The 14,018-nt window shown below is 68.6% G+C and carries 12 protein-coding genes; 4 read left to right on the top strand and 8 right to left on the bottom strand.

The window, feature by feature from the left end:
• Positions 1 to 673 precede the first annotated feature (673 nt).
• Positions 674 to 1,528 (bottom strand): class F sortase, encoded by an 855-nt coding sequence (locus ACWD3H_RS26885; RefSeq protein ID WP_451956969.1) that lies wholly within the window; start codon positions 1,526 to 1,528, stop codon positions 674 to 676.
• A gap of 12 nt (positions 1,529 to 1,540) precedes the next feature.
• The gene (locus tag ACWD3H_RS26880; protein ID WP_451956968.1) at positions 1,541 to 2,893 is read right to left on the bottom strand and encodes a hypothetical protein; all 1,353 of its coding nucleotides are present in this window, start codon (positions 2,891 to 2,893) and stop codon (positions 1,541 to 1,543) included.
• A gap of 313 nt (positions 2,894 to 3,206) precedes the next feature.
• Between ACWD3H_RS26880 and ACWD3H_RS26875 the strand changes: the two genes are divergently transcribed.
• The gene (locus ACWD3H_RS26875; protein WP_451956967.1) at positions 3,207 to 4,352 is read left to right on the top strand and encodes an acyl-CoA dehydrogenase family protein; all 1,146 of its coding nucleotides are present in this window, start codon (positions 3,207 to 3,209) and stop codon (positions 4,350 to 4,352) included.
• A gap of 82 nt (positions 4,353 to 4,434) precedes the next feature.
• Here the strand turns inward: ACWD3H_RS26875 and ACWD3H_RS26870 are convergent, their stop codons facing one another.
• Positions 4,435 to 4,965, bottom strand: coding sequence for a hypothetical protein (locus tag ACWD3H_RS26870; protein ID WP_451956966.1), 531 nt, complete (start codon positions 4,963 to 4,965; stop codon positions 4,435 to 4,437).
• 100 nt (positions 4,966 to 5,065) lie between these two features.
• Here ACWD3H_RS26870 and ACWD3H_RS26865 point away from each other — a divergent pair, with 100 nt between their 5' ends.
• Positions 5,066 to 5,227: a hypothetical protein gene (locus ACWD3H_RS26865; protein ID WP_169750261.1), complete on the top strand. Its 162-nt coding sequence runs from the start codon at positions 5,066 to 5,068 to the stop codon at positions 5,225 to 5,227.
• Between the two features lie 20 nt (positions 5,228 to 5,247).
• Here ACWD3H_RS26865 and ACWD3H_RS26860 read toward each other — a convergent pair whose 3' ends face one another.
• From ACWD3H_RS26860 to pdxH, 5 genes are all read right to left on the bottom strand, one after another.
• Positions 5,248 to 6,033 (bottom strand): alpha/beta fold hydrolase, encoded by a 786-nt coding sequence (locus ACWD3H_RS26860; protein ID WP_451956965.1) that lies wholly within the window; start codon positions 6,031 to 6,033, stop codon positions 5,248 to 5,250.
• A 40-nt stretch (positions 6,034 to 6,073) separates the two neighbouring features.
• On the bottom strand, positions 6,074 to 8,299 hold the full coding sequence (locus ACWD3H_RS26855; protein WP_451956964.1) for a SpoIIE family protein phosphatase: 2,226 nt from the start codon (positions 8,297 to 8,299) through the stop codon (positions 6,074 to 6,076).
• Between the two features lie 117 nt (positions 8,300 to 8,416).
• The gene (locus ACWD3H_RS26850; RefSeq protein WP_355558455.1) at positions 8,417 to 9,121 is read right to left on the bottom strand and encodes a metal-dependent transcriptional regulator; all 705 of its coding nucleotides are present in this window, start codon (positions 9,119 to 9,121) and stop codon (positions 8,417 to 8,419) included.
• A 159-nt stretch (positions 9,122 to 9,280) separates the two neighbouring features.
• Complete coding sequence (locus ACWD3H_RS26845) at positions 9,281 to 10,528, bottom strand: MFS transporter (RefSeq protein ID WP_451956963.1); 1,248 nt, start codon at positions 10,526 to 10,528, stop codon at positions 9,281 to 9,283.
• A gap of 56 nt (positions 10,529 to 10,584) precedes the next feature.
• Entirely contained in the window at positions 10,585 to 11,238 is a 654-nt protein-coding gene (gene pdxH / locus ACWD3H_RS26840) for a pyridoxamine 5'-phosphate oxidase (protein WP_451956962.1), read from the bottom strand.
• A 169-nt stretch (positions 11,239 to 11,407) separates the two neighbouring features.
• Here pdxH and ACWD3H_RS26835 point away from each other — a divergent pair, with 169 nt between their 5' ends.
• Together ACWD3H_RS26835 and serC are read left to right on the top strand one after the other, a co-directional pair.
• Positions 11,408 to 12,514 carry a citrate synthase 2 gene (locus ACWD3H_RS26835; protein ID WP_350911291.1) on the top strand — a complete coding sequence of 369 codons (1,107 nt, stop codon included), beginning with the start codon at positions 11,408 to 11,410 and terminating at the stop codon, positions 12,512 to 12,514.
• Positions 12,515 to 12,726: 212 nt separating this feature from the next.
• The gene (gene serC / locus ACWD3H_RS26830; RefSeq protein WP_451956961.1) at positions 12,727 to 13,836 is read left to right on the top strand and encodes a phosphoserine transaminase; all 1,110 of its coding nucleotides are present in this window, start codon (positions 12,727 to 12,729) and stop codon (positions 13,834 to 13,836) included.
• Positions 13,837 to 14,018: the final 182 nt, after the last annotated feature.

Here is a 14,018-nt window from a genome sequence, read left to right as displayed (position 1 = left end):
CTCCGGACCCCGCCGCCCGAACCCCCGGTCCTCGTACCGCCCAGGCCTCGAATCCCCCGAGCGCCCGAATCCCCAACCCTCACCGCGCTCGGCATCTGAATCCGGCCGGCCAACCCCATATCGCCCAGGGTCCGAATCGTCTGACCGCCCGAACCCCCGCCCCCCGCCGCGCTCGCCGCCCCTGCCCCGCCACCCGAACCAGCGACCCCCGTGACGCCTCGCCTCATGACCCCGCCGCCCGAACTCCCGCGCCCTGTGCCGTCCGGTATCCGAACGCCTCGGTCGCCCGAACCCCCAGTTCCCTCCGCGTTCGATGCTCGACTCGGAGCGCGTGGCCGTGTGCCCGTTCCCCGAACGCAGCCGTTTGATCGTCCATCCTCCGGCGTGCTTGCCCCCCGAGCTCGCGGACTTGTGCGCGCCCCAACTCGTGGAGCGCTCGTGCGACGGCTTCGAATGCTGGGCGGCGCCGAGAGCGGCCACCCCTATGAGTACGGCCACGACACCGGCCCGCACGATGCTCACCTGGGCACACCCCCGCCTTCTGATCATTCGGGGGGGCCACTTCGTACAAACAACTCCCTACCCGGATTGCCGGGGAGGCTAACGATCGGAGGCGGTCGTCGGAGCGGCCACGACCCGCCGATTCAGCGAGTACGGCGGCCGGACCCGGCGCTCAGGTACGACGGGTCTTCGACAGGGTCGCGTAGACGATGATGTTGTCGGTGTAGTGACCGGTCTTCCTGTTGTAGACACCGCCACAGGTGATCAGGCGCAGGGTCGCCTCACCGGTGTTGCCGTAGACCCGCTTCGACGGGAAGGCCGCCTTGCTGACCTGCTCCACACCGTCGACCGTGAACTCCACGACGGTCCCGTCCGTCCGGGAGACCTTGATCTTGTCCCCGCGCTTGATCTCCTTCAGCCGGCTGAAGACGGCGGCCCCGCTCCGGGTGTTCACGTGCCCGAGAACCACCGAAGGTCCCTGCTGCCCGGGGATGGGACCGTACTTGTACCAACCCGCCTGGTTGGGCTTGCTCAGCGGAGGAGTCTGGATCTCCCGCTTGGAGTCGACGCCGAGCGCCATCAGCGGGGCCAGCACGCCGATCTTCGGGATGGCCAGCCGCCGGGGCTTCACCCCGTCACTCTTCAACGGCGCCGGAGGCTGGACCACCGGCAGCGGCGGCGGCGCCGTGGGCGCGGCGGCCGTCAGCGGGACGTCCAGCCCGCCCGGTCCCACCGCTGACGGCAACACCCCCGCGGGCTGCTGCTCGGCGACCTGCTCCCCGGTGCCCGGCTGCGCGCCCGGCTGTTCCTGAAGGGTGCTGACCGCCGCCTGCGGCTCGGACAGCCCATAGCCCGGATCCTCCGGCGCCGGTGAGAGGTACGCGAGCAGCCCCGCCATGATCGCGGCCACCCCGCCGAGCGACCCGGCCACCAGGAGCCCGGCCATCAGCATGTTCCCCTTGGGCTTGGCCGCCGGGCCGCCGCCGGGATAGGGGCCGGGACCGCCCTGCACAGGTCCTTGGTACATCCGGCGCCTCCTTCAGCTGTCCCTCTGGCCGCGCGCGTGTGCCGCCCGCCGCCTCATCAAGGCCACGCCGCCCAGCGCGCTACCGGTCACCATCACCGTTCCCGCGCCGAGAAGCCCCAGGCCGGAGCTCCCCTGTGGCGCCTCACCGGTCTGGGCCCCACCGCTGGGCGTGATGATCACCTGCGGCGCGGTCGGCGTGGGCCGGGTGGGGGTGACGGTGGCGGTCACGGTCAGGGTCGGCTTGGGCGTCGAGGTGGTCGTGCTGGTACTCGTGCTGTTGACCCCGTTCGCCGGAGGAGTCGTCGTGCCGGTGTGGGTGGGGGTCGATGTGCCGGTGTGGGTGTTGGTGGGAGTGGGGGTCGGAGTCGTCGGCGTGACCGTGGGGCTCGGCGATCCGGTCCCCGTGCCTGTCGGGTCAGGCGACTGTGACCCGCCCGCCTCGGAGATCGTGACGTCCACCGAGACCGGCTCGCTGACGAGCGAGCATGTGGCCCGGTACTCGTTCGGCGGGTTCTGCAGCTCCCTGGTGATCACCCGGAAGGCGTCGAGTTGCGCCCACTTGCCGTGCTCGTCGTTCACGACCTGGATAAGGTGCTTGCCGTAGTCGAGGCCGAGGAACCTCCACAGCGTCAGCCCGCCCTTGTTGGCATCGTTCGACGGCGTCCCGTTGGGCAGCTTCGAGGCATCGACGGAGGCCGGCGTGGCGAGTTGGCCGTCGATGTAGAACTTGACCTTGCCCGCACGGTAGTCGCGCTGGGCGACGTACTCGATCCCGGTGCCGGTGAACTGGAGGGAGGCCGTGGCGCCCCCGTCCACCGTGCGGCGGATGTCATTATGGTAGTCGTTGTTGTTCAGCGGCTGATCGTTCAGGTCCTCCCAGTAACCCGTCTCGTACTGCACCCGCGGGTCGTCGTCGTTGACCATGATCTCGCCGGCCGGCGGTGTGAAGTCCACGAACAGCTTCTGAGGCGTGACCTTGAGCGTGCCGGCCACGTTGGTGTGGGCGGAGTCGGAGATCCCCTCGGGAAGCCTCAGGATGGTGCCCGGCTGGAGCTGGTTGGGCTGGTCCACGCTTCCGATCGGCTGGAGGATGCCGGTCCAGATACCAGAGAGCTTCACGTTCCCGGTGACCTTGACCTTGGCGCCGGGGGCGAAGTAGTCGGGTGAACCGAACCGGGTCGGATCCTGCTTGTAGCCGAGCTTCCAGCCGATGTTGAGCGGCTCGCCGACCTTGAGCGTCGTGGGGATCGACACCTTCGTCCGGAGGTTGACCGTGCTGTTGTTCAGCGCGATCCCTCCGGTGCACGCGTAGTCGACCACGAGTTCGGCGTTGCCGGCGCTGGCCGCTTTGGAGGGCAGCGCCACCAGTGCACCACCGACAAGGCACAGGGCCGAAACCGCGAGAGATCTACGGAGCCCAGATCGCCACCGAACCACTACATACTCCGATCACAAAGGCTGCCGTCAACGGGCATAGCCATAGCACACCGAGGGTAGATCGTACGGTTTGAACCATCTTCGGCGCAGCGGGAAATCGGGTACGTACGGAGACCGTGGCGCACTTGTGATCTGGATGTAAGTCCACAAACCACCGCAAGCCACACTAGCGCCCCCCGGCCGGGTGTACCCCGGAGTAACAGAATCGTATTCTGTGTCACGGACCCCTAGGAGGCACACAATGCAGCGAGACCTCTTCGAAGAGGAGCACCAGCTCTTCCGAGAGACAGTACGCGAGTTCCTGGCCCGCGAGGTGGCGCCCCATCATGCCCAGTGGGAGAAGGACGGCATCGTCCCCCGCGAGGTGTGGAAGAAGGCCGGAGAGATCGGCGTGTTCGGCTTCGGGGTACCCGAGGAGTTCGGCGGGGCGGGGATCACCGACTTCCGCTACAACGCCGTGATCTCCGAGGAGGTCATCTCGACAGGCGCGTCCGGCCTGGGGTTCTCGCTGCACAACGACGTCATGGCGCCGTACTTCGTGGACCTCACCGACGACGAGCAGAAGGCGCGCTGGCTGCCCGGGTTCACCAGTGGCGAGCTCATCACGGCGGTCGCGATGAGCGAGCCCGGCGCGGGTAGCGACCTGCAGGGCATCAGGACGACCGCCGTGCGCGAGGGCGACCACTACGTGGTCAACGGCCAGAAGACCTTCATCACCAACGGCATCAACTCCGACCTGGTCGTCGCGGTCGCGAAGACCGACCCGGAGGCGGGCGCCCGGGGGATCTCGCTGCTGGTCGTCGAACGGGGTATGGAGGGCTTCACCCGGGGCCGCAACCTGGAGAAGATCGGCATGCACGCCCAGGACACAGCGGAGCTGTTCTTCGACAACGTCCGGGTCCCCGCGGCCAACCTGCTGGGTCCGCAGGAGGGACAGGGCTTCTTCCAGCTCATGGCCAACCTGCCGCAGGAGCGCCTGTCGATCGCGGTGATGGCGGTGGCGGCGGCGGAGACGGTCCTGCGGGCGACCATCGAGTACTGCAAGAGCCGCACGGCCTTCGGCCGCAACATCGGCAGCTTCCAGAACACCAGATTCGTCCTGGCGGAGCTGGACACCGAGGTGGAGATCGCCCGCCACTACGTGGACAAATGCATCCGGGCACTCAACGCCGGGGAACTCACCGCGGTGGACGCGGCCAAGGCGAAGTGGTGGACCACGGAGCTGCAGACCAAGGTCATCGACCGCTGCCTGCAGCTGCACGGCGGCTACGGCTACATGATGGAGTACCCCGTGGCCAAGGCCTGGATCGACAGCCGTGTCCAGACCATCTACGGCGGCACCACCGAGATCATGAAAGAGATCATCGGCCGCTCCTTCGGCTTCTGACCCGCCCCGGCCACCACACGGGAGAACCGCCGCCCTCGCGACGACGGGACAGCGGACTCCCGTGATCGGCCGGCCGGCGCCGTCACCCCTGGGTGATCTCCTGGATCTGGACGGCCACCCCGTCCTTGATCGTCACTTCGGCGAGGAGGACGTCACCCTTGCCGAGAGCCTTCCGCAGTTGCTCCACGGAGCAGTTGTGCGGGGCCTTCCCTTCCGTGCAGATCAGCCCCTGTGCGTCGAGCACGATCGTGTAGGGCAGCAGGAGGGCTTTCATCCCCTGGTCACTGGCGGGGGTCACCGTGATCGAGTCCGCTCCCCGCAGGGCTATCCGCCCCCGTACCGTGTCATCGACACCCCGGCCTCCCGGCACGCTCACCGACGGCGACGACGTGGGAGGCGGTGCGGGAGGCGGCGTGGAAAGCTCCGTCGGTGAGGCGGAGGCGGGAGGCGACGGAACCGCGGAGACCTCGGGGGATGGGGTGACGGAGGCGGTCACGGTGACGGTCGCGGTCACCGAAGCGCCGGACGTACCGCCCGCGTCCGAACATGCGGAGAGACCTATGGCCAGGGCTGCCATCAGCAGGGCACGCGTTACCTTCGATGTCCTGTTCACGAAACGTAACGATCTCACGGGTTCCGGATCGCGGTTACCCGCCACGGAAGCGGCTCCGTCGACGCATACTGGTCAACGGAGACTTCCCGAGGGGGTGACGATGGACAGCGGGCTGATTCTGCTGATCTTCCTGGCGTTCCTGTTCGCCTGGGGCCTGAATCGGGTACGGCGCGCCTTCCGGCTCGGCCCTGTCGCGTACGCCGGTGTCATGGTGGTGTTCGTCATCGCGATGCTGGCCATCTGGGGACAGTCGTTCCGCTAGGCACGGGCCGGCATCCCGCCCTAGGCGGACGCCTCCAGCAGCACCCTCGCGACCAGCTCGGGATCGTCGGTCATCGGCACATGCCCGCACCCCTTGAGCAGTTTCACCCGCTGCCCCGACCATTTGGCGGCCCTTACCGCCTGCCGGCGCAAAAGCAGCCTGTCGTGCTCGCCCCAGGCGATCGTGACCGGCACCTTCGGCGGCGCGGGAGGCATCAGTCCCGCGAACGAGGCGAGGGTCTCGTCGAACCCCGAGGCGTCCTTGAGCGCCTGGAGAGCGGCGAGTTGCGCCTCAGGGGAGAGCCTGGCGGGGTGGGCGACCAGAAGACTCAGGGAGAGGCCGCGGATCAGCGGGTCTTCCGCGTGGGCCAGCGCCCGTTCGGGGGAAAGGTCACGGGCGGCGGCCCTGGTGATCCGCAGGACGGCTCGCGCGTACGCGAGCTCGCTACGGTTCCAGAACCCGGCGGGAGAGAGCGCGGTGGCCGAGCGGACCGCGGCGCGCGCGGCCAGTTCGAGGGCGACGTAACCGCCCAGGGAGTTTCCCGCCACATGCGGGTCGCGCAGGCCGAGCATCCCGAAGAAGGACTCGATCGCGTCCGCCAGGCTTTCGGCCGTGTACGGCGTGCCGGACGGCAGCGGCGGTGAGACCCCGAAGCCGGGAAAGTCGACGGCGATCACGTCTCGCTCGGCGGCGAGCCGGTCGAGCACCGGCAGCCATGCCTGCCAGTGATGCCCGATGCCGTGCAGCAGGACCAGGGGCGAGCCCGTCCCACGCCGTTCGAACGCCAGCTCCATGTTCCGAGTCAACCACCGATCGGACAGTTGTTCCAGCTCTGTCACGTGTTGTTCAGCGCGACCTGGTGGGGATCTCGAACCAGACGGCCTTGCCTTCCTTGGTGGGGCGGGAGCCCCAGCGCTTGGCGAGCTGGTCGACGAGATAGAGGCCCCGGCCGCCCTCGTCGTTCTCCCCCGCGCTGCGGATGCGCGGCAACCGGAGGTCCTGGTCGAAGACCTCGACCCAGACGGACTCTCCACCCCGGCGCAGCCGGAGGGTGAACTCCTTCTCATTGACGATCTCGTCTTCGAAGCCGGGGATGTCCCAGGACTCGTCGAACGACAGCGGAGGGCCGTCCATCGTCAGCTCCCTGCGCGGGACGCTGGCGCTGGCGGCGTGCAGCACGACGTTGGTGACGACCTCGGAGACCAGCAGGCAGGCGAGCTCGGCGCGCTCCTCGGGGACGTTCCAGCCGATGAACGCCTCCGAGGCCATCCGGCGCGCCTCACCCACCATGATCGGCTGGGCCGGGAAGGTGCGCTCCTCGACGGCCAGGTCCTCGGGGGCGGACCTGAGCACGAGAATGGCCATGTCATCGTCGATCTCGCCGGGCACCGCGACGGTGGCGGCGTCGGCGATGCGCTCGACGGAGGTGTCGCTGATCTCGATGAGCCTCTCGCAGAGCTGCCCCAGCGTCTCCTCGACGCTGGGCGGCCTGCCGTCCGCGTCGCGGATGGGGCGCCGGTCGACGAGCCCGTCGGTGTAGAGGAGCAGCGCGGCCCCAGGGGGCAGTGTCCGCGTCTCCTCCTTGTAGACCAGGTCCGCGTGCATGCCCTTGGCCCGGACTCCCAGCGGCTGGCCGACCTCGCGGATGTCGAGTTCGGTGCAGGTGTCGCCGATGAGCAGCAGCGGGGGGGCGTGACCGGCGTTGGCGAACGACAGCTGCCGCGACCAGGCGTCGTACACCAGATACTGGCAGGTGACGATGGGCGGGATGCTGATGTCGGCGCCGCTCTCGTCCTGCTCGGGGGTGGCGATGATGCGCGTCCACTCGTCGAGCCTGGCGAGGATCTCCGCGGGCGGTTTGTCGTCCTGGGCGAAGGCCCGCAGCGCCGCCCGCAGCTGCCCCATGACCGCCGCGGCCTTGGCGCCCCGGCCCTCGACGTCGCCGATGACGATGCCGACCCGGCCCGCCGAGAGCGGGATGACGTCGTACCAGTCGCCGCCGACCTGGGTCTGGATGCCCTGCCCGTGGCTGGCCAGGGGTGCGGCGGGAAAGTAGCGGACCGCGATCTCCAGCCCGTCGAGCTGCGGCAGCGCGCGGGGAAGAAGGTGCTTCTGGAAGGACTCCGCCGTGTGCCGTTCCTCCTCGAACAGCAGCGCGTTGTCGACGGCGAGGGCGACCCTGGTGGCGATCGCCCCCACGAAGTCGCGGTCGAAGGCGTCGTAGTGCGGGCTACGCCGGTCGGTCAGGTTGGACAGCCCCAGGTACATCAGCCCGAGGGTCTCACCTCGCACGCAGAGCGGCGCCACGATGGCCGAGGTCATGCCGATCTCGGCGGCCAGGCGGGTGTTGGCCTCGCCGGGGCTGGGGTAGTTGGTCTGGGAGAAGTCCTCGACCAGGATCGTCTCCTGGCGGCGCAGCGCGATGTCGGCGTAGTGTCCCGCCGGATAGCGGATCTCCGCCCCGATCGGCGCCCAGGTGTTGGGCGGCGGGCTCCAACCCTGGACGTGTGTGGAGACCCTGCGGGTCAGCCGTCCCTCCTCCATCAGCTCGATGAAGCAGTGGTCGGCGAACTGCGGGACGAGCATCTCGGCGACGCGCTTGAGCGTCTCCTCGACGTAGAGCGATCCGGCGAGACGCTCGCCGATCCGCTCCAGCAGGCCGAACCGGTCCTTCTCCCGCTCGTTGCTGCGCATCGCCTCACGAGCGGTGATGACGATGCCCGTCACCGCTCCCGAGGGGTGACGCAGCGGCACGGCCTGGGCCCGTACGTAGATGATCGTCCCGTCGCCGCGCCTGACGTCGAACGTGCCCTCCCAGACACCGCCCTTGAGGACGTGCTTGGAGAGCTCGACGGCCAGCGGATGGTCCTTCTCCATGATGCCCAGGGAGAGGGACTGGTCACGTGGTCCCGATGTGCCCGGGCGCCCGAAAAGCCTTTCCGCGAAAGGGTTCCAGTAGAGCAGGTTGCTGAACCTGTCGGTGACCACCACCGCCATCTCAGCATGATCTAGGACGGAACCAGCCGTAAGGTGATCAGCGGCATCCTGGGAAACATCCCCCCACCGCTTCATCCGGTGACCGCCCTTCGTGGGCGGGTGTGTGCAAAGCGAACCACGGTTGCTCCTGCAGTCTCGGCCTGGGAGCGGAGGGACTCCCGAACGGGATCCAACCGAGCTAAGGGGCCTCGGTCAGCGTGTGGAGACGAAAACGTGCGCGGCAATCTCTCGCGGGAGATCCGCAAGAAAATTGTCCGCCTCGTCGTCACCTGTCACCCGCACACCGTCGTCGCTCACCGCGAGCGTTACCTCGCGTCCGGGTTGTATCCCAACTTGCTTGAGTTTAAGCATCACAGCCGGATCGCTTTGCACTTGTTCGCTAATTCGCCGCACGACAACGGGTATATCTCTGGGTCCGGCCATCGCGGCCATCGACGGCAGCGACTCCGACCGCCCGTCGGGAAGGCCCGAGACGCCGAGTTCCTCCAGGCCGGGGATCGGATTGCCGTGCGGGTCCTCCGTGGGGTTGTTGAGCAGGCTGACCAGCCTCGCCTCCACCGATTCGGACATGACATGCTCCCAGCGGCACGCCTCGATGTGCACATCCTCCCAGGGCAGGCCGATGACCTGGGTGAGCAGACACTCGGCGAGACGGTGCTTGCGCATGACGCGGGTCGCGAGAGTACGCCCCAGATCGGTCATGGTCAGGTGCCGGTCGCCCTCGACGCGAACCAGACCGTCGCGCTCCATCCTGGCGACCGTCTGACTGACTGTGGGACCACTCTGCTGGAGCCGCTCCGCGATACGCGCGCGCAGGGGGACGATGCCCTCCTCCTCCAGCTCGAAGATCGTACGAAGGTACATCTCCGTTGTGTCGATCAAGCCGTGTGCGGTCAAGGTTCCTCCCGTCCTCTCTCGATGCTACGTCCATCGCGCGGTGTTCCCGGGAGGGCGGCGCGGGACCTTGGAAGTTCGAAGACACGACCCTATTGGGAGAACGGCTCGTGATGGCAAAGGACAGCAACACCGGGGGCCGCCGAATCCTTCCCTAGCTGCTCAAACACTACTCGCGACCGGTTGATATTTTCTGAAGGCCGGGACGGCCAGCCCCACCGCGACCACGGCCACCGCACAGGCGATCCCACCGCCCACCCAGGCCCCCGTGGCCCCGAACCACGAGGCGGTGGCCCCGGCCCGGAGATCCCCCAGTCTGGGGCCTCCCGCGACCACCACCATGAAGACGCCCTGCATCCTCCCGCGCATGTCGTCGGGCGCGTGGGTCTGCAGGATCGTCTGCCGCCACACCGCGGAGACCAGGTCGGCGGCCCCGCCGAACGCGAGCAGCGCGACCATCAGCCACAACTGGTCCGCGAGTCCGGCCGCGGCGACGGTGAGCCCCCAGGCGGCGATCACGTACGTGAGCGCCATTCCCTGACGCCGGACCCGCCCCACCCAGCCCGACAGCACCCCGCCGAGCACCGAGCCGATGGCGATGCTGGCCGACAGCCAGCCGAACGCGACCAGCGAACCACCGAACCTCTCGGCCACGACCTCCGGAAACAGCGCCCTGGGCAGTGCGAACGCCATGGCGATGAGATCGACGACAAACGACATCAGCACCACCGGGTGCCCGCAGACGTAACGCAGGCCGTCCAGGACCGACCGCAGGCCTGGGCGCGTCACCTCGCCGACCGGTTCGAGTCTCGGCAGTCTCACCGCGGCGTAGAAGCCCGCGCCGAACAGCAGCGCGTCGATCAGGTAGGCGGTGGCGAAACCGCTCTGGGCGAGCACGACCCCGCCGATCAACGGCCCGACGACGGTGCCGAGGCCGCTCACCAGGAAGTTGAGGGTGTTGGCCGCCGGGATCAGGTCGGCCGGGACCAGCCTGGGGATGATGGCCCCCCTGGTCGGGCCCGTGATGGCGAAACCTGTGGCGTGCAGGGCCACGGTGGCCAGCAACAGGCCGACGCTCGTCGACCCGAGGGCCGCCTGGACCAGGAGCGCGAGCGTCCCCGACCAGGCGATCAGCGCACCGATGATGAGGAGCCTGCGCCGGTCGACGGCATCGGCGATCGCGCCGCCCCAGAGCCCGAAGACGACCAGGGGGATCAGGTTGGCGGGGCCGAGCATGCCGACCCAGAAGGACGACTCCGTGATGTCGTAGATCTGGGCGCTGACGGCCACCGAAGTGAGCTGGAAGCCGATGAACGACACACCCTGACCGGCCCAGAGTCGCCGGTAGGCGGGGATGCCGAGCGGGCGTGTGTCGGCCGCGTGCCTGCGGACGAAATTTCCGAACCCCACACCGCTCCCTCTCTACCGGACATATGTGGATATATCAGCAAAGAGGGGGCAGGGTGTCATGGGGCCAGGCGTTCGATGATCCAACCGGCGCCGGAGCGCCGGTAACGGAGGCGGTCATGCATACGGTCTGTGCGGCCCTGCCAGAACTCCATCTCGGCCGGCACCACGCGCAGTCCACCCCAGAAGTCCGGGATCGGCGGATCCTCCGGCCAACGCTCCGACAACTCCTCGTAGCGGGCGTCCAACTCGTCCCTGGAGTGCACGACCGCGGACTGCCGCGAGGCCCAGGCGCCGATCCGCGACCCGTAGGGCCTGGACCTGAAGTAGGCGGCCGACTCCTCGCGCGGCAGCCGTACCACCGTCCCCTCCACCCGTACCTGGCGGCGGATGGAGTGCCAGGGGAACAGCAGGGCGGCCCTCGGGTTCTCCGCCATGTCACGCCCCTTGCGCGACTCGTAGTTGGTGTAGAAGACGAACCCGTTCTCGTCGTAACCCTTGAGCAGTACGGTCCTGGCCGTCGGCCGGCCACCCGCCGAGGCGGTCGCCAGCACTGTCGCGTTCGGCTCGGGAAGCCCGGCGTCCACGGCGTCGCCGAACCAGGCGGCGAACTGCGACACGGGGTCGGGTGCGAGGTCCTCCTCGAGGAGAGGCAGTCCCTGGTACGTGCGACGAAGTCCCGCCATCGAGGGCGGTCGCGATGCGGCATCCACGGGAAGGTATTCTCCCGTGCCGAGCCGGAAGCCCGCTCAGCGCCCCCCACCTGCGGCGATCCCGCTTTGGTGGGTCCGGCGGCAGGCTGCCCCGGCTCAGGGGGTTGAATATGACCCGCCGGTATCTCGACATCAAGGCTTTGACTTCAAGAAAGGGAGGCGGCCGAAAATGTCCGACTTCAAACCCGGGCTCGAAGGCGTAGTAGCTTTCGAGACTGAGATCGCGGAACCGGACAAAGAAGGGGGCGCCCTCCGCTATCGGGGCGTTGACATCGAAGAGCTGGTCGGTCGCGTCTCCTTCGGGAACGTGTGGGGCCTGCTTGTCGACAACGAGTTCCAGCCGGGTCTGTCCCCGGCCGAGCCCTACCCCATTCCTGTCCACTCCGGTGACATCCGCGTCGACGTGCAGAGCGCGCTGGCCATGCTGGCCCCCGCGTACGGTTTCAAGCCGCTGCTCGACATCGACGACAAGGAGGCCCGCGCCAACCTGGCGCAGGCCAGCGTCACGGCCCTGAGCTTCGTCGCCCAGTCCTCGCGCGGTCTCGGGAAGCCGATGGTCCCCCAGAGCGAGGTCGACAAGGGCAGGAGCATCGTCGAGCGGTTCATGATCCGCTGGCAGGGCGACCCCGACCCCAGGCACGTCAAGGCCATCGACGCCTACTGGACGTCCGCCGCCGAGCACGGCATGAACGCCTCCACCTTCACCGCCCGGGTCATCGCCTCCACCGGAGCCGATGTCGCCGCGGCGCTGAGCGGTGCGGTCGGCGCCATGTCCGGCCCGCTCCACGGCGGTGCGCCCGCGCGCGTGCTGCACATGATCGAGGGTGTCGAGCAGGTCGGCGACGCCAAGAAGTACGTGCAGTCGGAGCTCGACAAGGGCCAGCGTCTCATGGGCTTCGGTCATCGCGTCTACCGTGCCGAGGACCCCCGGGCACGAGTGCTCCGCCGCACCGCCAAGGAGCTCGACGCACCGCGTTACGAGGTCGCCGCAGCGCTGGAGAAGGCCGCGCTGGAGGAGTTGCACGCCCGCAAGCCCGACCGGGTGCTCGCCACCAACGTCGAGTACTGGGCGGCGGTCATCCTGGACTTCGCCCAGGTCCCCTCATCCATGTTCACCTCCATGTTCACCTGCGCCCGCACCGCGGGCTGGGCCGCGCACATCCTGGAGCAGAAGCGCACGGGCAGGCTTGTCCGCCCCAGCGCCGACTACGTGGGTCCCCCGCAGCGCTCGGTCCACGACGTCCCCGGCGCCGCCGAGGCCGTCAGCTCCTTCTGAATTCCCGTCTTGTACGGCTGTCGCGTGGACGTCTCGCGCGACAGCCGTTGCCGTTCCCGGCTCTTCGAGGCCCTCGCACCCCGCTCTCCCACCGGCCGTCATCCGGTTTCCCGCCCCCGCGATCACCTCTCCCGGCCCAAAACCATCCCACGTCTCGTCTCAAAATCCGGACCTCGTCCTGGATCGATCCGCGGGCTCAGTAGGCTGGTCACGTGGCTGACATCGTGATTCCCTCTGACATCAAGCCCGCCGACGGCCGTTTCGGCTGCGGGCCCTCGAAGGTGCGCCCCGAGCAGCTCTCGGCTCTCGCCGCCTCCGGCTCCAGCCTCCTGGGCACCTCTCACCGCCAGAAGCCGGTGAAGTCGCTCGTCGGGCGTGTCCGCGCGGGGCTGTCCGAGCTGTTCTCCCTCCCCGAGGGGTACGAGGTCGTCCTGGGCAACGGCGGCACCACCGCGTTCTGGGACATCGCCGCCTTCGGGCTGATCCGCGACAGGTCGCAGCACCTGAACTTCGGCGAGTTCTCCTCCAAGTTCGCCTCCGTGGCGGCCAAGGCCCCGTGGCTGGGCGACCCGACCGTGATCAAGTCGGAGGTCGGCAGCCACCCCGAGGCCAGGCTGGAGGAGGGCGTCGACGTCTACGCGCTCACCCACAACGAGACCTCGACCGGCGTCGCGATGCCGATCAGGCGGGTGGGCGAGGAGGGCTCGCTCGTGCTCGTCGACGCCACCTCCGGCGCCGGCGGCCTGCCGGTCGAGGCGAGCGAGTTCGACGTCTACTACTTCGCCCCGCAGAAGAGCTTCGCCTCCGACGGCGGCCTCTGGATCGCCCTGATGTCCCCGGCCGCGCTGGCCAGGGTCGACGAGATCGCCTCAAGCGGGCGCTACGTCCCCGACTTCTTCAGCCTGCCGGTGGCCGTCGACAACTCCGCCAAGGACCAGACGTACAACACCCCGGCGGTCGCCACGCTCTTCCTGCTCGCCGAGCAGATCGAGTGGATGAACGGCAACGGTGGCCTGGCCTGGACGACCGCTCGCAGTGCCGAGTCGGCCCGGCGCCTCTACACCTGGGCGGAGAAGACCTCCTACACCACCCCGTTCGCGGGTCCGGAGTTCCGCTCCAACGTGGTCGGCACGATCGACTTCTCCGATGACGTCGACGCCTCCGCGATCGCCAAGGTCCTGCGCGCCAACGGCATCGTCGACACCGAGCCCTACCGCAAGCTCGGCCGCAACCAGTTGCGCGTCGCGATGTTCCCGGCCATCGACCCCGACGACATCGAGGCCCTGACCACCTGCGTCGACTACGTGGTCGAGCGCCTGTAGTCCCGCTCCCTGGCGGTGCCGGGCCTGGTAGCAGGCACCGCCAGGATTCGTCCGGTGAGACCTCCGTTCCCGCGCGGGAACCTAGGCCCTGTCCTGCGGATCTTTTGCCTACTGCGGTCGCCCAGGCGGCGCCTCGCCGCGTTGTCGTCGGTCACCGCAGCACGCTGCGGCTCCCTCCTCCG

The organism is Streptosporangium sp. NPDC002607 (assembly GCF_053592655.1).
The sequence above is the reverse complement of the archived record's forward strand: the minus strand, read 5'-3'. Positions and strand labels throughout refer to the sequence as shown.

Excerpts from the sequence above, each read along its gene's own strand:
- ACWD3H_RS26855 (WP_451956964.1), bottom strand. The coding sequence starts at position 8,299 with ATGAAGCGGTGGGGGGATGTTTCCCAGGATGCCGCTGATCACCTTACG.
- ACWD3H_RS26865 (WP_169750261.1), top strand. The coding sequence starts at position 5,066 with ATGGACAGCGGGCTGATTCTGCTGATCTTCCTGGCGTTCCTGTTCGCC.
- ACWD3H_RS26875 (WP_451956967.1), top strand. The coding sequence starts at position 3,207 with ATGCAGCGAGACCTCTTCGAAGAGGAGCACCAGCTCTTCCGAGAGACA.
- ACWD3H_RS26885 (WP_451956969.1), bottom strand. The coding sequence starts at position 1,528 with ATGTACCAAGGACCTGTGCAGGGCGGTCCCGGCCCCTATCCCGGCGGC.
- ACWD3H_RS26835 (WP_350911291.1), top strand. The coding sequence starts at position 11,408 with ATGTCCGACTTCAAACCCGGGCTCGAAGGCGTAGTAGCTTTCGAGACT.